This window comes from Nostoc sp. DedSLP03, from assembly GCF_034530815.1.
Lineage (GTDB): Bacteria > Cyanobacteriota > Cyanobacteriia > Cyanobacteriales > Nostocaceae > Nostoc.
In genome coordinates this window covers 1-21,068 of the sequence record NZ_JAVRCK010000018.1, presented here as the reverse complement: position 1 = coordinate 21,068, position 21,068 = coordinate 1, and the positions used below count along the sequence as shown (strand labels likewise).

The 21,068-nt window shown below is 41.1% G+C and carries 16 protein-coding genes and 2 tRNA genes; 6 read left to right on the top strand and 12 right to left on the bottom strand.

Features of this window, described 5'->3' with window-relative positions:
* Positions 1-8: 8 nt before the first annotated feature.
* On the bottom strand, positions 9-530 hold the full coding sequence (locus RM368_RS11115) for an NYN domain-containing protein (RefSeq protein ID WP_041565194.1): 522 nt from the start codon (positions 528-530) through the stop codon (positions 9-11).
* Between the two features lie 124 nt (positions 531-654).
* Positions 655-783: a hypothetical protein gene (locus RM368_RS11110; RefSeq protein ID WP_322694126.1), complete on the bottom strand. Its 129-nt coding sequence runs from the start codon at positions 781-783 to the stop codon at positions 655-657.
* Positions 784-1,267: 484 nt separating this feature from the next.
* On the opposite strand from RM368_RS11110, the gene RM368_RS11105 reads away from it, so the two are divergent.
* Entirely contained in the window at positions 1,268-3,640 is a 2,373-nt protein-coding gene (locus RM368_RS11105; RefSeq protein WP_322694125.1) for a CHASE2 domain-containing serine/threonine-protein kinase, read from the top strand.
* 316 nt (positions 3,641-3,956) lie between these two features.
* Here the strand turns inward: RM368_RS11105 and gorA are convergent, their stop codons facing one another.
* The gene (gene gorA, locus RM368_RS11100) at positions 3,957-5,303 is read right to left on the bottom strand and encodes a glutathione-disulfide reductase (protein ID WP_322694124.1); all 1,347 of its coding nucleotides are present in this window, start codon (positions 5,301-5,303) and stop codon (positions 3,957-3,959) included.
* Between the two features lie 334 nt (positions 5,304-5,637).
* On the bottom strand, positions 5,638-7,935 hold the full coding sequence (locus RM368_RS11095; protein ID WP_322694123.1) for an NB-ARC domain-containing protein: 2,298 nt from the start codon (positions 7,933-7,935) through the stop codon (positions 5,638-5,640).
* Positions 7,936-8,190: 255 nt separating this feature from the next.
* Here RM368_RS11095 and RM368_RS11090 point away from each other — a divergent pair, with 255 nt between their 5' ends.
* Positions 8,191-9,042 carry a peptidoglycan-binding protein gene (locus tag RM368_RS11090; RefSeq protein WP_322694122.1) on the top strand — a complete coding sequence of 284 codons (852 nt, stop codon included), beginning with the start codon at positions 8,191-8,193 and terminating at the stop codon, positions 9,040-9,042.
* On the opposite strand, the gene RM368_RS11085 is transcribed toward RM368_RS11090, so the two are convergent.
* From RM368_RS11085 to RM368_RS11060, 6 genes are all read right to left on the bottom strand, one after another.
* Entirely contained in the window at positions 9,039-9,209 is a 171-nt protein-coding gene (locus tag RM368_RS11085; RefSeq protein WP_322694121.1) for a hypothetical protein, read from the bottom strand. The genes RM368_RS11090 and RM368_RS11085 overlap by 4 nt on opposite strands.
* Positions 9,210-9,212: 3 nt before the next feature.
* Positions 9,213-9,620: a type II toxin-antitoxin system tRNA(fMet)-specific endonuclease VapC gene (gene vapC / locus RM368_RS11080; protein WP_322694120.1), complete on the bottom strand. Its 408-nt coding sequence runs from the start codon at positions 9,618-9,620 to the stop codon at positions 9,213-9,215.
* The gene (locus RM368_RS11075) at positions 9,617-9,883 is read right to left on the bottom strand and encodes a hypothetical protein (protein ID WP_322638501.1); all 267 of its coding nucleotides are present in this window, start codon (positions 9,881-9,883) and stop codon (positions 9,617-9,619) included. Before RM368_RS11075 ends, vapC begins: the two co-directional genes overlap by 4 nt.
* A gap of 333 nt (positions 9,884-10,216) precedes the next feature.
* Positions 10,217-11,818, bottom strand: coding sequence for a TROVE domain-containing protein (locus RM368_RS11070; protein WP_322694119.1), 1,602 nt, complete (start codon positions 11,816-11,818; stop codon positions 10,217-10,219).
* 37 nt (positions 11,819-11,855) lie between these two features.
* Positions 11,856-11,977 (bottom strand) — tRNA-OTHER (locus RM368_RS11065).
* Positions 11,978-12,027: 50 nt separating this feature from the next.
* A tRNA-OTHER gene (locus tag RM368_RS11060) sits at positions 12,028-12,157 on the bottom strand.
* Positions 12,158-12,719: 562 nt separating this feature from the next.
* Here RM368_RS11060 and RM368_RS11055 point away from each other — a divergent pair.
* On the top strand, positions 12,720-13,442 hold the full coding sequence (locus RM368_RS11055) for a hypothetical protein (RefSeq protein ID WP_322694118.1): 723 nt from the start codon (positions 12,720-12,722) through the stop codon (positions 13,440-13,442).
* Positions 13,443-13,473: 31 nt separating this feature from the next.
* On the opposite strand, the gene RM368_RS11050 is transcribed toward RM368_RS11055, so the two are convergent.
* Complete coding sequence (locus tag RM368_RS11050; protein ID WP_322694117.1) at positions 13,474-14,619, bottom strand: quinone-dependent dihydroorotate dehydrogenase; 1,146 nt, start codon at positions 14,617-14,619, stop codon at positions 13,474-13,476.
* Positions 14,620-14,633: 14 nt separating this feature from the next.
* Positions 14,634-14,996, bottom strand: a complete 363-nt coding sequence (locus RM368_RS11045; RefSeq protein ID WP_322694116.1) for a hypothetical protein — start codon at positions 14,994-14,996, stop codon at positions 14,634-14,636.
* A 266-nt stretch (positions 14,997-15,262) separates the two neighbouring features.
* Here RM368_RS11045 and RM368_RS11040 point away from each other — a divergent pair, with 266 nt between their 5' ends.
* The 3 genes from RM368_RS11040 to RM368_RS11030 all read left to right on the top strand — a co-directional run bounded on the left by RM368_RS11040 (position 15,263) and on the right by RM368_RS11030 (position 21,023).
* Positions 15,263-18,187: a GAF domain-containing protein gene (locus RM368_RS11040; protein WP_322694115.1), complete on the top strand. Its 2,925-nt coding sequence runs from the start codon at positions 15,263-15,265 to the stop codon at positions 18,185-18,187.
* Positions 18,188-18,999: 812 nt separating this feature from the next.
* Positions 19,000-20,832: a vWA domain-containing protein gene (locus RM368_RS11035; protein WP_322694114.1), complete on the top strand. Its 1,833-nt coding sequence runs from the start codon at positions 19,000-19,002 to the stop codon at positions 20,830-20,832.
* A 20-nt stretch (positions 20,833-20,852) separates the two neighbouring features.
* Entirely contained in the window at positions 20,853-21,023 is a 171-nt protein-coding gene (locus tag RM368_RS11030; RefSeq protein WP_322694113.1) for a tubulin-like doman-containing protein, read from the top strand.
* Positions 21,024-21,068: the final 45 nt, after the last annotated feature.

Below are 21,068 nucleotides of genomic sequence, written 5' to 3'. Positions count from 1 at the left end.
TAAAGCTACTAACCTTCAGTTTTCTCTATTTGATCTCTGATATCATTTAAATCTATATATCTATCAGTAGCATTGCGTAGCTCTCTAGCAATCATTCCTTCTGTTGATACTACTGTAATATGTGTATTTTTTGAGCGTAATAGTTCGATTGCTCTTTCAAAATCTCCATCACCACTGAATAATACTACTCGGTCATACTGGTCTACTGTATTAAACATATCTACAACAATTTCAATATCTAAATTCGCTTTTTGTGAGTAACGACCTGACGTATCATCATAATATTCTTTCAGAATTTTAGTTCGTACTGTATATCCTAGACTAATTAGAGCGTCTCTGAAACCTCGCTGGTCTTGTGGATCTTTTAAGCCAGTGTACCAGAAGGCATTAATTAATGTTGTTTCTGATTGCTCATGTTTGAAGTATTCTAAGACTCGTCGCGGGTCAAAAAACCAGCCATTTTTTTGTTGAGCATAGAACATATTGTTTCCATCTACAAAAATAGATAGACGATTCATTGGAGAACCCATACAAATTTACACCTAATAATATATATGAATTTAGATGGAACAATAGATTATAGCAATTTTCAAATGCCTTGTTTGCTAATATCTATAACGTAGTTTTTTATCTATAGCTTTTATCCTACCTCTTTCAAGACATAAAAACGCTTGCAATATTGCAGTTGAGATCCAGGATGTTAACCTGATTCACTTCTAGCACTGCAACAGCCACCCGGCGATCAAAATCTACCCATAAAATTGACCCAGTAACAACATTCATCGCTGCATAACCCTAAAGTTTACTCCTAAAGAGGTATAACATAGGCTTAAGGTAAGATATAAATTAAACCCGATATTTCGCTAAAGCTGTCAGTATCAGGACACGCTTTCTGGAGATTACCAACATTGCGCCAGAGACAGAAGACAGCCTTGGACGTTTATGGTATGACACCCAGTTAGTAACGTACTTGTTGGTTAGGTTAGAGTAAAATCTTGCCAGAACCAAATGCGCTGGTAGAGTATATCCGGCTCCGATCTATGAGACAATCACTACTTGTAACTCATTCAACAGAAAAAGAATAAATTAAGTAGTGGTTGAGTAAGAATTTTTTGGGGGCTGGCTCTGCCAATAAAATTTTGTTGATGAATAGAAGATACTTTACAAATGTATAAGATTATCATTTAAGTCTTATTTCAATGTGCTTACACTAAAATGCGGTCTGAATAAATAAAAGTGTTGGACTAAAATCAATCATTAACACGATATGGCAGAAGAACCCACATCTACCTTAACTAAAAACTATGTCTCTACTGCCAATAGACTGTCAAGTAAACCAACAAAAGTGACTTCAACAGCATCTGCTCGTCACTCTCGCTGGATGGTTCGCTTAGGTCATCTACTGGCAGGTACTTGGGCCATTGGGGGCGCACTATTGAGCGCTTCTGGTGGTGAATCGGTTCAATTGATGGAAAATCAGGTGCTTTCTGGCTTTTTTCAACTGCGCGGGCCGATCGCGCCTCCAGAAGACATCGTAATTTTAGCAATAGACGACCAGTCAATATCAATTCCCGAACAGTACTATAAAACAGATCCAAAACAGTATGCCTACTTAGAAACACTAAAATCTTATCCTTATAAACGGGCTGCATACTCCCAGGTAATTACAAAATTAATCGAAGCAGGTGCCCGCGCTGTAGCATTAGATGTAGTTTTTGATACGGCAAGCAGCTATGGAGTTGCAGACGATCGCCAATTTCAGGCAGTACTGCAAAAATATGGCAATAAAGTTACCTTAGCAGCCGTTTACGAAAACTCTCAGACGCACCAAGGGTCTTTTACGCAACTGACAGATCCACAACAAATGTTTCGTACAAAGTCAGTATCCATTGGTTCAGTTAATTTTCCTTTAGAAGCAGATGGAAAAGTTCATCGATTAGCGAGTGAGTATCCCAAATTATTAGGTGAAGATGATTTATTTACCAAAAAGCGACTCTCTTTTGATGAAGCCGCGCTGAAGGCAGCACAAGTAAATTATCCCCGACCAAAAGGCGATCGCATTTATTTTTGGGGGCCTGCGGGTACATTTGAGCAAAAACCTTTTTGGCACGTACTCGACCCGCAAAACTGGAACAGCTATTTGCAGCAGGGAAAGGTGTTCAAAGACAAAATCGTGCTGATTGGTGCAACAGATCGGTTACATAATGATTATTATCCAGTTGCTGGTAGTAATAGTACTGACCCGATGTCGGGCGTAGAAATTCACGCCAATGCGATCGCAACTTTGATGACAGGAAAAGCGATCGCCCCAGGAATTAATAGTCCACCATTGCAGGGTTTGTTTGTGCTAATGCTAGTTGGCAGTTCAGCCTTGATGATTAGCAGACGCAAACGTAGCATCCATAGATTTTTCTATAGCCTCGCCCTGTCTGGCGCTTGGGGAGGAATTAGTTATGGATTATTTGTCTATGGTCAGTTAATTTTTCCCACTAGCGTACCAGCGATCGCGATCGCCATGACTGGAATTTCCTATTTGGCAACTTCAGTCATCAGAGAAAGCATCAGAAAACGCCAATTAGTAGACATTTTTCAGAAGTATAAAACTTCACCCGTTGTCCAAGAGATTATCAGCCAACAAGATGATTTCCAACACCTAATCCAGCAACGAGATTTAGCCTTATCAGGGAAAGTCTTGGCTAGACGCTACAAAATTGTCAAAGTTCTCGGTTCCGGTGGATTTAGTGAAACCTACATTGCCGAAGATACCCAACGTCCTGGTAATCCGCGATGTGTTGTCAAACAATTAAAACCAGCCAACACCAAACCAGAAGGATTGCAACTTGCCAGACGTTTATTTCACTCAGAGGCACAAACACTAGAAAAATTGGGAAGGCACGCTCAAATTCCTCAACTTTTGGCTTATTTTGAAGAAGATGAAGAATTTTATTTAGTTCAAGAACAGATAATTGGTCATCCTTTAAATCAAGAACTTCCAGCAGGTAGAGCAATTGAAGAAATTGCCGCGATCAAAATTATCAGGGACTTATTGCAAACATTAACATTTGTCCATGAAAACCACGTGATTCATCGGGATATTAAACCCAGTAATATCATCCGGCGACACTCAGACGGAAAACTGGTGTTGATTGACTTTGGAGCCGTTAAGGAAGTTGGCATCAAACAGCTCGATCATCAAGAGTCTACCCCTTTCACCATTGGTATTGGTACTCAGGGTTACGCACCAAGCGAACAATGTTTTGGGCGTCCACAGTACAGTAGTGATATCTATGCAGTTGGCATGGTTGGGATTAAAGCTTTGACTGGTGTAGCACCCCGCGAGCTAGATAGAGACGCAAATGGGGAAATCAAATGGAGCGATGCCTACGGCGATAAACTACACACTCAGGTCAGCCACTCCCTAGCTAAGATTCTCAGTAAAATGGTGTTGAATGACTTCAAAGAGCGATATCAGTCTGCATCAGAAGCTCTTAAGGATCTTGAAGCTCTTAAAGTTCTTGACGATTTGGTAAATTTCCAACAGAGAGACTATATTCCAGAAGATGACTTATTAATGAATACTTTAGACGATTTAGACATACCCACAAAATCTTACTCAGAAGGACAAGAAACTTCTAAATAAAAAAATCTCCAATCACTCTGGAAACTGTTCTTAAGTAGGCAAAGCCAAATCTGATAGTTGTATTGGATACAAAAATTTGAATATTCTATACCAATTTGAAAAAATAATGCGACAAATAGACTACTTGTAGAGACGCGATTCATCGTGTCTTTACGATTCATCGCGTCTTTACTCAAAGATGTGTTGCAATCATTAATTGAACTGGTATTAATTTTTGGAGTTGTCAAAGTATAATCAGGCAGGAAAATAGGAAAATGAGAAGAAGGATTTCCCCCTTCTCTATTTGTGGCTTTTTCACTCAGTCCTGCACATGATTTTAATTTAACGACAGAAATTCTTCTCCTGTCGTGGGATGAATGCCTATTGTTTCATCCAAATCTTCCTTGGAAATGCCCTTGCGAATTGCCACACCAAGGCTTTGAATGATATCTGCTGCATGTTCGCCCACCATGTGAGCGCCCAAAACTTGCCCAGAATCACTATTTAGCACTAACTTTATAGTGGTTGGCTCATCCTGTTCGATCATCTGATACAACAGTGGTTGGAACTCGGTGCAGTAGCATTCTACAGATTCACCAAATTTTTCCCGTGCTTTCGCCTCTGTCATCCCCACACTAGCCGCTTCTGGACGGCAAAAAACAGCAGTGGGCACATAATCATAATTTAGTTTTTGCGCCTTGTTCCCAAAAACTGTATCAGCAAAGACAATACCTTCTGCCTTAGCCACTGGAGTCAATTGCACGCGGCTGGTGCAGTCACCCACAGCAAAAATGTTTTCTTGGCTGGTGCGACTGTATTCATCTACTTTGATTGCACCATGTTCGCCAAGTTCAACATGGGCATTTTCCAAACCAAGATTCTTGGTATTTGGAACGTAACCTGTGGCAACTAAGATGGTATCTGCTGTAATTATTTCTTGGCTCTCACCAGTAATAGTTAACAACAAACCCTCTTCTGAGTATTTGATTTCTTGAACAGTGCTATTGGTGAAAAACTTAATTCCACGTTTAATCAACCCCTGTTGTACAGCAGAGCAAATGCGATCGTCAAACCCCGATAAAATCATCTCGTCTTTTTCAATCACCGTCACCTCACAACCGAAAGCGTGCATCATACTGCAAAATTCCACACCAATGTAGCCGCCGCCAATAATTGCTAAACGTTTTGGCAGATAGGGTAGCTGAAACATCTCGCGGGATGTGATGGCATATTCTATACCTGGGATTTTGGGCTTAAGGGGTTGTCCTCCCACAGCAATTAAAATTTTGTCGGCTGTAACTTTGCGTCCATCAATATTGATAGTATGGGCATCGATGAAAGTAGCATGTTGGGAAATTAATTCAATTCCAGCTTTTTGCAATTGCTGAAAATAGGATTGGTTAACGCTGTCAATATGCTGATGTACTGACTTAATAAATAATGTCCAGTCAAAGTATGTTTGACAGTCACTCCACCCATAACTTTGTGCAATTTGATTTTTGAGGGCGAAGTCAGCAGCGTAGATAATCAGCTTTTTTGGAACGCAGCCGCGATTTACACAGGTGCCACCAATAGCTTCTTGTTCGGCAATGGCGACACGTACACCATAACTAGCTGCTTTTTTAGCTGCTGCCAATCCCCCAGGCCCAGCACCAATGACAAACAAATCGTAATCAAATGTCATAAAAATCTGTTCCTTTTTCACTTTTTGGAATGCAGAGCTATTTCATACCTTATAGTTATTCACACAAAACTTCATCTACTGTCTTTGGGTGGACAATTTGGGATGAAATCAGGCTAATATTTAGCAGATTGCCGCATTATTAATAGTCTTAAATCGAAAAGAATAGCGATCGCCCAATGATTACTAAGTTATATTACACTTTATTGACAAATAAAGTGTAATATTAACCGCCTAAAACTTAGAAGTGCGATCGCTGACGACAAGGTGTAACCCATTGTCTAATTTGGGCAGCAGCATACTAGAAAACAACTGGAAATGCGATATTTGCAGATAATTATGGGCAATCTAGTAAAGTTTGCATCTCCTGTGCATCCCTTGTCATTCCCAATTGCTCAAAACTATTAATAGCCTGAATGGATAGTTGGCAAGCTTTCTGGACACTTCCCCACTTTTTCTCCCAGCGGGCTAGAGAACGTTGATAACGAGCTAGACGGCGTTTATTATTGCTACTTTCGGCAACAGTTAAGCCTTTAATTAATAACTTTTGAGCTTCATCGCGATCGCCTTGGTCGATGGCAATATCAGCAAGCCAATTTTGAGCAGAATTAATCACCCGATGCCAATTTATTTTTTCTGCACTTTTCATCACATCTTGAAACAGCTTCTTGGTTGAAAAATATTCACCTTCTGAATAAAAGATTTCAGCCCGATGATAAAGAACGGGAATAAAATAGCGGATATGCTGTCGCTCGTCTAGATTCGCCTCAATCGCTAATTTTTCTTCTACTGTTAGCCAGTGGCGTGCATCTATATAATTATTCTGTCTGATTCGCAGTCTAGCCATACTTTCGGCTAAGTCAGCTTGAACGCATGAATCTGCATGGTCGCGTAAAACCCATGCCCGCTGCAATATTTCGTCTGCTTGTGTGAGACTTTGAGGCGAACACTCCCGAATTAACAGCCAAGTTTTGCGGATCATGAACTTCACCAAAGATGACCATTCACCACGTAGTTCTGATTGTTCTATCAGCCATTGCAACCAATCAAGGCGATCGTCCCAATAAGCATAGAGATTGGCGTAGTGGTTCAACAGCAACCACAAATCCCTAACTTCTGCATAATGGTCTTGGTTTTTACACCAATAAAGTACTGCCCGTAGATTTCCTTCCTCTTCCTTTAACCTGTCGTAATGTATCCAGTTCTCCCAATCTTCTCCACCGTATCTGTAAGCAAAATTTAGATACCATTTCACCCACCGTTTCCGTGCTTCTTTCTCAAAATCTGGGTAAGCAGATAATTGTGCTAAGGCATACTCACGAGTCAGAGACAGCATTTCGTATCGTTTAGTCTCTGAGTTCAGATTCACTAATGAGAGTTGCTGCAAACGTACCAGGCCATTATTGACAGAATCAGGAGCAGATGTCAGTCCAGCTACTTCAGCCACAGCTGCTTGGATGGGAGAGTCAGGAAAAATCGCCAATGACATTAGTAACTTGTGAGGTGGCTGTCCCTTGATATTTTGCACTGATTCATCAAAGCAAAAACGAGCCACATCGCCTGTAGCGGAGGCTAACTGATCCAATACGAAGTTCAAAGAGTAGCCACTGGAGACTTGACCGAGTGCGTAGACAATAGCGAGGGGGATTCCTCCAGTGCGATCGTAGAGCAAGCTAGAGTCTTCATCTTGGATAGTTATACCTTTTTCTTCAGCTTGTTGCTGAATCAACTGCAAACCATCATTCAGAGGCAAGTTTCGCAGACTGATTGGCAGCAGGGCAATTCGTTCGCGGGTAGTAATTACTACTTTGACGCAAATGGGTAAATTGTATAGAAATTCTATAACCTCATCCCTGTCCTCTATAGTCTCCATATTGTCCACAATTAGAAGCGTTCGCTGTTTAGAAAGACATTGGCGGACACGCTCAAATTGATCGTTGGGAGGAGATTGAATAATTGTAGAGTCGTTTAAGGCATTGGCAATCACCCGAAAAATTTCGCGCAGGTTACGCTGTCCTTGCTGCCGTTGCAAAATCATATCGGGAATCAGTTCTTGTTGTTTGGCTGAAGTGAAAATAATTGCATCAAATTTAGGTGCATCAGAACTATTTTCGTTACTAGCTTCTAAGCACAGGTAAGCAGCTGCTAACACCAGCGCCGTTTTACCTACGCCACCAATGCCATGTACCGTAATCATGTGAGCGCCATGCTCTGGCAAAAGCCTTTCCAGTAGCTTTTTCATATCTGCCTCGCGCCCAATAAATTCTGTGTAGGTTGGTGATGGCAGATTGTGGGAGGCAGCAACACCTTTGCGATATCCATGTCTTTCTAGAATGCAAATAAGGTTGCTTGACCTCACGCTGTTGTCTGGTTCTCCTGTCAAAGTTTCAATATCTCGATAGATATTGCTCAATACCACTCTCACACCAGCCCGAACTCTGTACAAGTCCTGACTTATCTGTGTCAAGCTATACCCACACAACAACCCAAGTAACAGGTCTTTCTTAGCATTTTGTCTGTATCGCTTTTGAATTCTAGATTCCAAGTCAGTCAATAAACGATCTATATCCCAGTCCTGTAAAACCTTTTGATACCAGGTTTCAGACAGATTCCCACCCTCTGGCTCATCTGACATAAACATCGCCCTATTAGTCTTTGATTAAATGTTGTATTACGAACATTTTAACGGACAAAATTTTCAGATATCGTATCAATCTATTTAACATTACAAAGCATTAACACATTGTTAACTTTGCAACTGGCTATTAATAGTAAATCTCCCTATATTAGTATCTAAATTGATTTTTGTCTTTAGTAGGTAGGGAGTTACTCCAGATAATGCCTGCTTCTAATCTTTAAAACTTCTCCAAATTGTTTACTCAACAAAACTATGAAAAATACAACACTCAGGTTCTTAAGTATCTTATTTGGACTAAAACAATCTCGGCGTTATTTCCCAGAAGAAAGACAAGTCTGTGTATTCAATAAACGTCCCATATTATACCGAGACTTTTCGCCCAACTCTGCACAGGAATCAATTGATGAACTACAAGAGCGATTGCAAGCTCAGGGTTTTCTTTCAACTATTAGTGGTAAATTTGACATAGAAACAGAAGAGGCTGTAATAAATTTTCAGAAAGCCAATAATCTTCAGGTGGATGGAATCGTTGGTCCACTGAGTTGGGCTTGCCTTTTCTACTCAAAGCTTTATCGCAATCAAAAAAGTATGTCGCCAAAATTACAGGATGCTATTAAGGAACTGCAAACTATCCTTAATGAAGAAGGATTTTTCAAAAAAGAACCCGACGGGTATTTTAGTAGGGAAACTGAAAGAGGTGTTAAACGTTTTCAAAGAACTTATGGACTGAAAGATGATGGCGTAGTTGGGGCTGCGACTTGGGCTGTATTAATGGGAATGCGACAAAAAATAGATAACAAAAGTTTTCTCCAGTTAGTTTATTTTCTATCGCCCCAATCCTGGTTTTTTTGTAAGCAGTTTTTAATGATCTCTTTCATTATACTGGGTATTTATTGTAGCCCCATACCAGCAGATGAACTGAAATGGAATATAGCCTTAGCAACTGCCTATGGACTCACCTGTATAGTGCCTTTTCTCTTAGAGTGTTTACCGCTGAAGCCCTCGAAGCATTCAAGTTTACCGCTTTTAGAATATGCTCCTTATGTGTTAACTGGTATCTTTTGGAAACCAATTATCGGTTTTTTGGGGACATTGTTTAATTAATATTGAGTGGGTGAATAGATGATGAGCGATCGTTGTGCTTCTAAAAATAGCGATCGCCTACGCTCGGAGGAAAGCGATCGCACTTTTTGAGAAGTACAACACCAATATTGAGTGCAGAATAACATAGTTAAGAAATTGGTGAGGAATGGAACAGATATTCGACTCAATTATCAACCTTCTTCCTCCCAATCCTCAATCTGTAACCCATTCACACGATTGAATTCACTCTTATTGTGGGTAACTAAGATTAAATTATGTGCCTGAGCAATCGATGCAATTTGCAAGTCATAAGGCCCAATAGGCGTACCTAAAGTTGCCAATTCAGCACGAATTCGACCAAAAATTGTGGCGGCTACATCCTCGAAACTCAAAGATACAAAATTATTGAGAAAAGCTAACTGTAAAGCTAAGGTGCGTTGAGGATTCTTGCTTCTTATCGCACCATAAAACAGTTCAGCCTTAACAATTGAACAAACAGCAATATCCTGTGGTGATAAAGACTCTAACCGTCGTCGCACTCCAGATATTGGACGATTTAAATAAACAATGCAAGCATTGGTATCTAATAAATACATCACTCTAATGGCTCCCGCACTTCATAGTCACCTTGGGGATATCTCACCAGAGGATCATCTTGCAGACAACCAGCCGTCTGTTCAAAAAAACCAGGAGGCCACCCCAATTCTTCAGGTGTTTTTACCTGCACTGGTGCTTCAATGTTACCTTTTGCTGCAAACACCTTCAGAGCATCAACAATTACTTCCTCTGGCGAAGCATACTTACCACTTTCAATCTGAGTTTGGATGAATTGCTCTATCTCTGGATTTAAGAACACATTCATAGATTTATTTTTAAGGATGCTTTTCCACAACTATTTTAGTCTGAAGTGAGATGGTAACTGAAAATTAGGTTGTTATTTATATGCTTTGGCTCAAAAGTGCGATCGCACATCGAAGACACCCTACTCTTACCCATAGCTGAAATAGAAAAACGACCATTCAAAAATTAAATCAAACAAAGGCGGGTGCGGGGATTGAACCCGCTAATCCCCACAATGGTGGAGACGTAACCGATAACCTTAATTCTTCGGCCCCAAAAGGCAAGTTGCGAACAAGGATAACCCGCCATGAAGTATGAAGGATAAAGGATGAAAAACTTTACCCTTCAGCAATATCTACAATTCACCCTTAGCAAGCATCTGGATGATCCGAGGTGTACCTGGGTCAAACCCTGCCAAATCCCAAGACAGCGAATCTTCAGGATCTACCAAAGTAATTTGGTAAGGTGTCAAGGTGACATACACCGCCTTGACGTTAGGATTTACCTTTTTGCGGTACTCCTTCAGCGCTTGACTAGGATGCTTATACCCAGCCCAGCTTTCCGAGTCAGTCCAAAAGCAGACTACATCTGCTTTAAACTTATTCTTAATCATCCAGTCATAAGCTACCGATGCATCCGTTCCACCAAAGTTTTGATTGCTAGCTTTGCGAACCGCAGAACTAAAACTATCTTTGGCAGTAATACCTAATTCACGGAATTCCGTAGCAAAGCCGCGAATCATGTAGTTTTTCTCTGCTTTTGCTGTCACCAGTGCCATTGTGGTGGCAATTTCACAGCAAGTCAGTCCCATATCTGCAACCATACTACCCATAGAACCGGAAACGTCTACGGCGTGCATGAAAACTTTACCTGTGGGTTGCACAACATCAAAAGACAGTTCAACCGCCTTTTCTAAGATGTCTACAATCCGAGGAACTGGATTCCAAGTTTTCTTACTGCGTCCTAATGTTCCACCAGATTGATATGTTTTGAGTGCTTTCAAAACATCAATTGGATGGATGCGACCTTTACGCAGATGTTCTTTGTTGTTAAGAACTGCTTCCACTCGCAGCAAGTTGGCAGTTTCGTCAGTTCGCAACACACCTAGTTCGGTTAAAGAACCCAAGTTACGCAGCATTGCACCTATTGGCATTTCCTGAAATAGTAGCTGCCAAGCAAGCTTGTCCATTTTGCCCACAGGTGCAGCCATTTCGTGGGTTAAACGTCCTTGGGAAATAGCTTCATGAGTTTGGGTAGGATTCCGCTTCAGCCACTCATACCACCAAATCTGCGCTAACGCTTCTGAGGGGATATCTGCTGCCAATTCTTCCCAGCCTCTAACTACCCACTCAAATAGTTGACGATGATTTTCTGTAGGCGGTTTGACATGGAACAACCGCAACGCATCCCGGTGGGAGAAGCCTTGACGCTGTTGATATTTCAACAGTTGATAAGCTAAACCCTTGACATCTTCCCGCGATAGCCAAGTTTTACCAGCTTCCCGTACAACTTTGCCAAATCCCCGCAGAGATTTGGTGTAGTTCAACCATTCGTAGAAGTGGCTACCAGTGCGGACAACTTGCGGGAAAATTTCACCAAACGCCTGTTTTGCTTCTGGTGTTTCACCCATTGATAGCAACACTAAAGCTAAGATAGGCGCACTGTTATTGATAGCGCGTCCATCGCTAGCATACAAAATTTCTTCTGCTACACGACCGGGATTTTCGGCAACAGCAAGTCTTACAACTGTCACAAAATCCTCAGTTAATTCCTGTTTGCCAGCGTAGTAAGTGCTTTTTGCTGTGCCAACCAATAAACAACGGCGCAGCATTTTCCAAATACCAGCATCAAACATCCAACCGCCGGAACGTCCCTGAACCATTTCTACTTCTCGTCCGGGGATAGGTTGATTTTGGGGTGTAGTTGTCTTCTTTTTAGTGAAAAAATTGTAATTCATCGTTTCATCTCCCGGCCCTTGCGGGCAAAAATGAAAGGTGGCGGAGCAGGATTTGAACCTGCGACCTCTCGAACCCTAATCGATAACCCTAATTCGTCGGCCTTTGCAGGCAAGGGGTGAACAAGGATGTTTAGCGCTCTACCTCTGAGCTACCCGCCACATGAAAATTCAAAATTCAAAATTCAAAATTCAAAATTCAGGACTAGATTTGGTGTAGTGGAGCGGGATTTGAACCCGCGACCTCCCGCTTGGCAGGCGATAACCCTCAATTCGTCGGCCTTTTCAGGCAAGGTGTGAATAAGGATATTTAGGCGCTCTATCCACTGAGCTACCCACCACATGAAAATTCAAAATTCAAAATTCAGCATTAAATTTGCTGTAACGAAGTAGGATTTTTACCTACACCTCCAGAAGTTTGATCGGGGGTGTTTTAGTTATATGCGATAACCCTCGATACGTCGTCCCTTGCGGGCAAGATGGGCGCTCTGCCATTTGAGCTATTCGCTACTGCTGAAAGCTAACTCCCTCATGAAAGTTGACTTGTATTATTAATGTAGTATATGTATTATCTGTTGTCAAGTGCTTTGGAAAGAAAAGTCTGAGAAGTATAAGCAAGCCATTGGTTAGAATTTCGGGAGCAGATTATCCCAGATGTATGGCGCTTATTTTCTCTGGTAAAAACTTTTGCGCGTAGTTTACCGCACTTCGGCAAGGCTCAGTGACCACCGTAGGCATCGCAGACCAATATTAGATGAGCAAAAAGTTAAAAGCTTATAACACTTACTGAATAGAGCTTTTGCCGAAAATTTTGCCGCCACTTTGCCAAACGATACAAAAAAGTGTCTCAATTTTTGCCAATATAATAATATTATTTCCCAAAATTCACTTGGCAAAAATCGGCATGAGTGAGAAACCCATAGAAGGTAACGGCAAGGCTTTTCTCGTTCTACTTTTGCCCATCTCGTTTTTGATTATTTTCCTAGTTACTACCTGGAGAATTTTACTGGCGGTAATTGTGCTAGTAATTGCCTTCAAGCTTTGGCAGGAATATCAATGGCAACAGTGGACTTATCGAGTTAACCCAATTTTTCATCAATTGGTTCGTGAAAATCAAGGCAGACTGACGCCAATGGACTTGGCAATCAGGGGCAATTTTCCTGGAACGACGGCAAAACGCTACTTGGATAGTAAAGCCTCGGAATTTGGTGCCAGTATAGTCAACTCTGAAGATGCAGGGCAGTCTTATTACTTTATAACTGCTAGCATTCTCGGCAATATTCTTGATAGTAGTGAGCCTGTTAAAGAACTTCCGGCTCAACCAGTTACTAAAACAGCGCGATCGCTATTAGCACCACCACCAACTTCGCAGGAGGAAGAACCAGAAACCGAATCACTTCCACAGCCAACAGATGAGGAAGTTAATCGATCGCTGGAAAAACAGTTAATTTTTGGCTCTCTGATCCAATCTGAACTTGCGAAACGGCTCAATGTTTATTCCAGCACGGTTTATAAACGGCGAAACGATCCAGAGTTTCCTGAATGGAGTCGCAGCAGAGACCCTGATGGTATTGCCTGGTCATTCTCGGAAAAAACTAAAGAGTTTTTCCCAGTGGAGGAAGGATAACAATTCAAAATTCAAAATTCAAAATTCAAAATTAGAATTTTGGAATTTTTGTTTGTAAACCCACAGCTTCGTTGATGGAATTTAATCCGCTTTGTTCTAGCTTGGAAAGTAAACCAGCTAGAATTCGGCGTACCATCATTGGCCCTTCGTAAATCCAGCCTGTATAAACCTGAATCAAGCTAGCACCAGCAGTAATTTTTTCCCAAGCATCTTCTGGGGAAAAAATACCACCAACACCAATAATCGGGATTTGTCCTTGAGTTTGCTGCCAAATAAAACGAATTACCTCAGTGGAGCGATCGCGCAATGGTTCACCGCTAATTCCGCCTGCTTCATCCTGGGGTGATTTGCCTGTTTGGTCGATCGCCTGGGTTTTGAGTCCATCGCGGCGGATGGTGGTGTTAGTGGCGATAATTCCCGCTAGTTGGTAGGTTTTAGCAAGAGTTATGATGTCAGCGATCGCAACCCAATCTAAATCTGGGGCTATCTTGACAAAAATTGGTTTATGTGTAGTATTTTCTTGTTGTAATAAATCTAAGATGGCACTGAGCATAGAAGCATCTTGGAGCGATCGTAACCCTGGTGTATTGGGAGAAGAGACATTAACAACAAAATAGTCTCCCAAATCCTTGAGTAAACGAAAACTATCGAGATAATCCTTTGCGGCTGCTTCTAGGGGAGTTACCTTAGATTTACCTAAATTTATCCCTATAGGTATCGATCGGGTAAACTCATGCTTTTCTTGTGCCAAACGTGCCGCCATTGCTGATGCACCGCTGTTATTAAAGCCCATCCGATTGAGAGCAGCTTTATCCAACGGTAGGCGAAACAAACGGGGACGGGGATTTCCGGGCTGTGCGTGAAAAGTTACAGTTCCTAGTTCTGCAAAGCCGAAACCCAGGTTAGACCAAATGCCAGCAGCTACTCCATCCTTGTCAAAGCCAGCTGCTAATCCTACAGGATTTGGAAAGTTTAGCCCAAACAAATTTTGTTCTAGGCGGGAATCGTACAGACATAAGGACTGCTTTAGGCGTTGGTTTACCCAACTAGCAGGAGGGCTAATATTTCTTTGCGATAGCCAACTAAAACTGCGAATCGTCTGCTGATGTAACCACTCTGAATCGGTTTTTACTACATTGAACAAAAGCGGACGAATAGCAAGTTGATAAATATCCATTTCAATCTTTAATACTACGCGAATTTGGTAGACTGCCGCGTTTCCTCTTTAGCTTGTTGGAGTTCTTCTTTAGCTTGTCGAAGTTCGTCTTTAAATTGCCGTGCTTCCTCTTTAGCTTGTCGGAGTTCTTCTTTGGCTATCCGCATTTGTTCTGCAATATGCCGCATTTCTTCGGCAGAATTTCGCATTTCTTCAGCAACCTGCCGCATTTCTTCGGCAGAATTTCTTATTTCTTCAGCTAACTGTCGCTGCTCTTCTTGTGAGAGCCTTTTTTTTTCAGCAGACTCTCGCTTGTTCTCTTGCCAAAGCCTGCTATTTTCAGCAGACTCTCGCTTTTCCTCTGAGACTTGTCTTTGCTCCTCTTGAGGATTAGACATAGTTTCGCCCATTTCCCTAGCGCTCCATAATTTAACTTTAACTTATACCTTTATAGCTGTAGTCATATAAATTAACACAGTGTTGAGCGCTCAAAGCCTTGACAAAACTGGGTTTTGACTCAGCACAGGCTAAACGCCCTGCTATTGCTAACAGCACTCAGCACTTTACTATACTTACAACTTTTTGCAAACATCTGTGGCAATATTACTCAGAGTACTTTTCTGGGCATCTTATATATTACAAGTTATGTTAACCAATAAATCAGATGGGGCAGCCGCAAAAACCTATAGCCGCCGAACAGCAAATCCTCTCTTTGGGGCGCGTCCTCCAGAGCCTCAGAGAAGAAGATGATGTTGACGTTCTGATTGAAACTACTATTTCTTATCTCAAAGAAGAGTTTGACTACAAACTGATTTGGATTGCTCTTTACGATCGCCTGAATCACATATTATTCGGAAAAGGGGGCATCACACCCGATCGCGACATGAGCTTTTTACGCCAAAGAGTTGTTCTCAATCCTGGGGATTTATTAGAGCAAGTAGTAATTGAACAGCATCCTTTAGGCGTAGCTGATTTGCAAACTGAAATCCGCGCCGCCGAATGGCGAAAAGTTGCCGAAAAATTCCACATCCAAGGAACGATTATTTTACCGATTCGCTACAAAGACCGTTGCTTGGGCTTGGTATTACTGGGTTCAGAACGCTGGGGCTATCTACTGACAGGAGAAACAAAAGCACGTTTGATGATGGTTTTAGGTGAACTAGGGGCAGTGCTTTATCAAAATGAAATGCATAAGCACCAAAAGCAAACCAGGCGAACTGACGAGCCATTATTAGAATTGCTAGAAAATTTACGCAGCCTCAGTAACCTGAATCAAAGACTTGAAACAGCGGTGCAAGCAACTCATAAATTTGTTTCCCCCAGTCGGACAAATGTTTACTGGTTTGAGCGCGAAGGGCGCTACTTTTGGTGTCGAATGAGCAATCAGCTAGTCAAAATGGATCGCAATTCTAGCACTCAGCAAGCAGCGGGAATGACTGTACAGGACTTGAGCGATTTTTATTATGCTTTGGCAGTTAACCAGATAGTCTCCATTGGTGATGCCCGCAGTTCTTTAAAAAGCCATTTTACAGCAAAATTGTTGCAACGTTTGCAGGTGCGATCGCTTCTGGCAGCTCCGATTTTCTGGCAAAAGAACTTAGTCGGTTTTCTGGCGGTGGAAAGCAATGAACCTCGCATCTGGACAGACACAGACAAAAATTTTGTCCAGGGTGTTGCTGGTTTAATCTCTCTAATTACACCTACCGAAAGCATGGAAGGTACAATTAAACAGATTCAAGAGGATGCGCAACTGACTAGCCAAGTTGCTCAAGGTATCTATAGCGAACATGACCTTCAGGTAACTTTACACAATTGTGCTAAAAGAGTTTTAGCTCGATTAGGTGCTACCCGCTTTTTGCTGTTGCAGTACGACGCCGAGCAGAAGAATTATCAATTTACTTACCAAAGTCAGCCCCAAAATCGCCGGCCGTTGACATTTACCCTGCATACTCTCAAAGAATTAGATGGGCAGCTTTTGCAAGGTTCTACTCAAGCGGTGGAAATTGAGAACTTAGATGAAGATTTACGCTTTTTTAACTGGCGACCCTTGTTATTAGAGAATAATGTGCGATCGCTGCTTGTTTGTAAATGTACTCACGAGCATATACCAGCAGCACTTTTGGTGATTACTCATGAAAGCCATCGTTCTTGGACAACTCTAGAAAAAGAATTGCTGTGGGCTGTCAGTCAACAGATTGGTGTAATTATCCGTCAGTGGCAATTACATAACCGCACTACCCAGCAGCAAAAAACTTCCCAGGCCTTTGAGCAATGCTTACGCATCCTGACACAATCCCAGAACAGCATTGAGGTCGAAAAAAAGCATTTAGAACCTACAGCACTCGAACAAATAGCCTCTATTTTGGGCTGTCCCCTAGCGCTAATGCTATCTTGGGCGCCTGGTGAAAGTCGCGCAGAAATTATTCCTGGAGTGATTGACAATAGCCAATTTGGGATTTTTTCTGATGTATCTATTTCTATCCGAGCTGAAGCCTTAATTCAGTGGGCACTTGCTACAGAAAATTATCTGACTTTGAAGGTGGATAATTTACCTCCAGAAACCCGGAAATGGTTGAATGTTCCAGACAAAAGTCAAATTATGGTAATGGCATTACGTACAACTGCTGATTATGAAACCACTGGTGTCGTGTTGCTTGTAGACTATCAAGAGCGTCGCTGGTCAGAACCAAACCTCAGTGCAACAGCAACTCTGATTTCTCAATTAGCTTGGTGGCGTCGTGAAAAGCAAATTACCCGACTTTTAGAATCCACAACCGAAGAATTACGACAACTCAACTGGTACAAACATCGTCGTCTAGAGGAAATTCAAAGAATAACGGCCCATTCTCTGAAACAAATACACGATTTGGGCATTCCTGCAAATGAATTGACTCAGATGCGCTACCAGCTATTGCTACGGCAGTTAGATCATACAGCCACCTCCATGAGTGGAATGCTAAAACTTGAGAACTGGCAGCTACATATTAGTTGGGAAACTATGCCCATAGCCAGTTTACTAAAGCGATCGCTCGAACGGATCGACAATTTACTCAAACAACAAAAGCTGTGGATTGGCGTACATGGTTTGGGACAACCAATTGACGAGCAAGAAGCACCCAAGAATTCTTCATTAGTTAGAGGCGTTCCTCCCTCCAGCGCTCAATCTGCAATGGCGATCGCTGGTGATATTGTCAAAATTGAATTAGTGATCCATGAATTATTGGTTACTGCCTGTAACCGTTCTCAAACCGGTAGCAGAATTGATATTTGGTGCCGCCGTTTAGATGCGTCAAAACCCTTAGATATAAAATATTCTTCCTCTACAACTGGAGCGGCTGAACATCAGACATCGCTAGAACTATCGATCACATATAACGGTGCGATCGAACCACAGTTACTCACGGAACTACATAATAATACACCCAAAGATGTGCTTGCTCCTTCCTACCTCGACCAACCACCAGCTTTACATCTGGCGATCTGCCAAAACCTCATGCAAGAACTAGGAGGAGAGTTGAATTTCTATCAGTTACCAGATAATCGGGTAGTCAGTCGCTTGTTGTTGCCGTTAGCTATTCATGATTCTTAGTGCAGCTTTGCCTAAAATCGCGGCGAATTGAGTGTTGAAATTTAAACGCAGATGCGCTTCACATTCCCCCAGGAAAGAGTAGTACAAATGTGCTGTGGTTAATTACTTTACTTGTACGAGAACTGCTATAACTACAAGCTTTAACAATTTGTCTTTGTCACTGTCAAGGCTAATTAAACGTAAATATAAAATTATATTGGCAATTATCTTAACTATTTTGTATAGATTTACTGAGTCTATCAAGAGTTAAACAGGTAGCTTTTAGTAACTTGAATATCTACGAAAAAACGTGACATTTTTGAAAATAGTGGTTAACATATAACTTGATAAAATGCCAATAAACACTATTGTTAATTTTATTCAGAGAAAAATAATTAGTTGGATAGCTTTTGCCAAAGAAAGTTTGATATTAATTGTTTCTATTGGAAATATTATTAAACTGCAATTTTTTAGCAATTAATTTTTCAGGATTTAATTATTATCTAATTAGCCGAATAGTCTTTAATACCTTGCATAAATGATTAAATGTAAAATAAAACTTTGAAATTACATATTACATTTGCAGATTTAATCTAATTTTTATGTTGCTGTTGTAATACTAATACTAGCTTGAGTATACATTTTTTTAGTTAATAAGATGGAATCAGTGTATCAAATTCTAACTGTCGGTTTATGGATTCTGAGTTTGCAAACAAGAGAATTCTATGGATGCTATAAAATATTTCTAATCATCAATAGGATTAAATATCAACTCTTAAGTTACCGCTTTAAGGAAGACCAATATAGAATTTATATGCTTGGAGGAATCATCAATGAGCTTTAGATACTTCAAGCATTGGTTTAAATTTGGTTCAATCCGAAGCATTATTGTTTTGGCTCTAATATCAATTCCTAACTTATATACTGCATCTGCTCAGATTACTCCAAAAGGGGGAATTGACTGGATTTTAGTCGTAGATACTTCTGCTTCTATGCGTGGTGTAGGTGGAACAAAAAATATTTTTGAACCAGTCAAAAATTCTATTACTGAATTTGTTAATACGGCCAGATTAGGCGACACAGTGACTATTTATAGCTTTGATCGAGATGTCACTCTAAATGCTAATGATATCACTATTAACAGTAACCCAGACAGAGGTAAACTCAAGCAAATAATTAGCTCACTTCAAGCCGAAGGTGTGCGTACTCATACAGGTAAGGCTGTGCAAAAGGCTTTGCAACATTCTGCTCTGTTAAATAAACGTGCTGACGCTCTTGGTCGTACTGTGAGTATCGTATTTCTGACAGATGGATTAGAAGATGTGCGTGGTATTCCCAATCCTGTTTCTATTCCTGGTAATACCCAATTTTTACGTGAACAACAATGCAAGCCCTACATATTTTTCGTATCTTTAGGATTAAAAGAACACGAAAAGCAACTGAATGACTTTGCTAGCAATCCAGCGCTTTGTGGCAAGGGGAAAGTATTGCGAGATCCTGGAGGAGTTCAGCTAAATCAACTGGCTCAAAATATCAGACCAGTGCTGATTACACCCAAGCTTGATGTAAATTTACCTACTACAAATTTGCCGTCAGTATTACCGGGAACAACTACTGAATCACTCAATATTAATGGTATCAGTAATGTTAATGCTAAGGTAAGTTTGCAACTAGAAGACCCTCAGCAAAGTGGTATTCGCTTAATTTCACCCGATCGCACCATCGACTTAGTTGCGGATCAAGCAAAAGTAATTCCTGTGCGTTTACAGATACCACCGGAGGCAAAGGGGGGCGTTAGTAGCTTGCGCTTGGTGTTAATCAGTACAGATCAAGCGATCGCACCAATTAAAATTGACCTACCCATAACAATTAAGTCACAACTACAAATACAACCGACAAAGATAGATTTTGGCTCAATAGAAGCAGGTAAAATCACTGAAACCCAAACTTTTGTAGTTCGCACCAATACATCTGGAGCAGCTAACTTACAACTGCAAGGCAATTTCAAAGACATTTCTATAGCAGAACCTTCAGCAGCCATATCCTTACAACCAGGAGAAACTAAAATTCTTGTGCAGTTGCAGGTTACGGATAGCAGTTTTGCAGGCGATCGCACTTTCACCTTAGTCCTAACCCCAGATAACTCAATTTCTAATCCTGTCAGTGCAGAAGCTCATCTGTATATTTTGATGCCATTATGGCGAAAAATAGTTATTTGGTTGCTCTTACTGCTGTTGGTGTTGTTAATTACCCTGATAGTAGTTTGTTTGATTCAACGCAAAACCCCCTTGGAATTAGTCGAAGATTTCCGCAACCGTAAACGCTTAGAAGGAGCGTTAATAGTGCTAGAACCACTGCCACAATCATCGGAAGACGAAGAGATTAGTCTCACTAACCTACAAAAGGGTAGAGTATACCTGAGCGATTTGATACCAGCTATCGCTGCTACTAATTCTGATGCCGAGTTAGTCACAGTTTGGCGGTTAGGCAAAAAGAATATAGATTTGCGGTGTTTGAAAGGTGTAATTTTTGTCAATACTAAAAATATAAATACAGATGAACTCTTCAACGAGGACATCATCCAGATTGGCAACGTTAAGTTGCAATTTAACTGGATTGAACACCAAAGACCCTCTGAGACAAGCAGTGGGCAAACAAACTTTTGAATAATATCACAGGAAAGTGAATGTTAAGTCCCACGGTTGTGCGTCCCACGGTTGTTTTTCGTCCTACCGTTGTTATCGGGCTAGGAGGAACGGGTTATGAAGTCGTACTTAAACTTAAAAAGCGATTTATAGATGTTTACGGCTCAGTTCCCGAAGTTATTCGTTTTATTTCTATTGATACTAACGTCTAATGTGAATTAAAGAGAATGAGACTGGAAGGTGAGAACATCAATACC

Coding starts and splice junctions, on each gene's coding strand:
- RM368_RS11115 (WP_041565194.1), bottom strand. CDS start 530: ATGGGTTCTCCAATGAATCGTCTATCTATTTTTGTAGATGGAAACAAT.
- RM368_RS11110 (WP_322694126.1), bottom strand. CDS start 783: ATGAATGTTGTTACTGGGTCAATTTTATGGGTAGATTTTGATCGCCGG.
- RM368_RS11105 (WP_322694125.1), top strand. CDS start 1,268: ATGGCAGAAGAACCCACATCTACCTTAACTAAAAACTATGTCTCTACT.
- gorA (WP_322694124.1), bottom strand. CDS start 5,303: ATGACATTTGATTACGATTTGTTTGTCATTGGTGCTGGGCCTGGGGGA.
- RM368_RS11095 (WP_322694123.1), bottom strand. CDS start 7,935: ATGTCAGATGAGCCAGAGGGTGGGAATCTGTCTGAAACCTGGTATCAA.
- RM368_RS11090 (WP_322694122.1), top strand. CDS start 8,191: ATGAAAAATACAACACTCAGGTTCTTAAGTATCTTATTTGGACTAAAA.
- RM368_RS11075 (WP_322638501.1), bottom strand. CDS start 9,883: ATGAATGTGTTCTTAAATCCAGAGATAGAGCAATTCATCCAAACTCAG.
- RM368_RS11070 (WP_322694119.1), bottom strand. CDS start 11,818: ATGAATTACAATTTTTTCACTAAAAAGAAGACAACTACACCCCAAAAT.
- RM368_RS11055 (WP_322694118.1), top strand. CDS start 12,720: ATGAGTGAGAAACCCATAGAAGGTAACGGCAAGGCTTTTCTCGTTCTA.
- RM368_RS11050 (WP_322694117.1), bottom strand. CDS start 14,619: ATGGATATTTATCAACTTGCTATTCGTCCGCTTTTGTTCAATGTAGTA.
- RM368_RS11045 (WP_322694116.1), bottom strand. CDS start 14,996: ATGTCTAATCCTCAAGAGGAGCAAAGACAAGTCTCAGAGGAAAAGCGA.
- RM368_RS11040 (WP_322694115.1), top strand. CDS start 15,263: ATGGGGCAGCCGCAAAAACCTATAGCCGCCGAACAGCAAATCCTCTCT.
- RM368_RS11035 (WP_322694114.1), top strand. CDS start 19,000: ATGAGCTTTAGATACTTCAAGCATTGGTTTAAATTTGGTTCAATCCGA.
- RM368_RS11030 (WP_322694113.1), top strand. CDS start 20,853: ATGTTAAGTCCCACGGTTGTGCGTCCCACGGTTGTTTTTCGTCCTACC.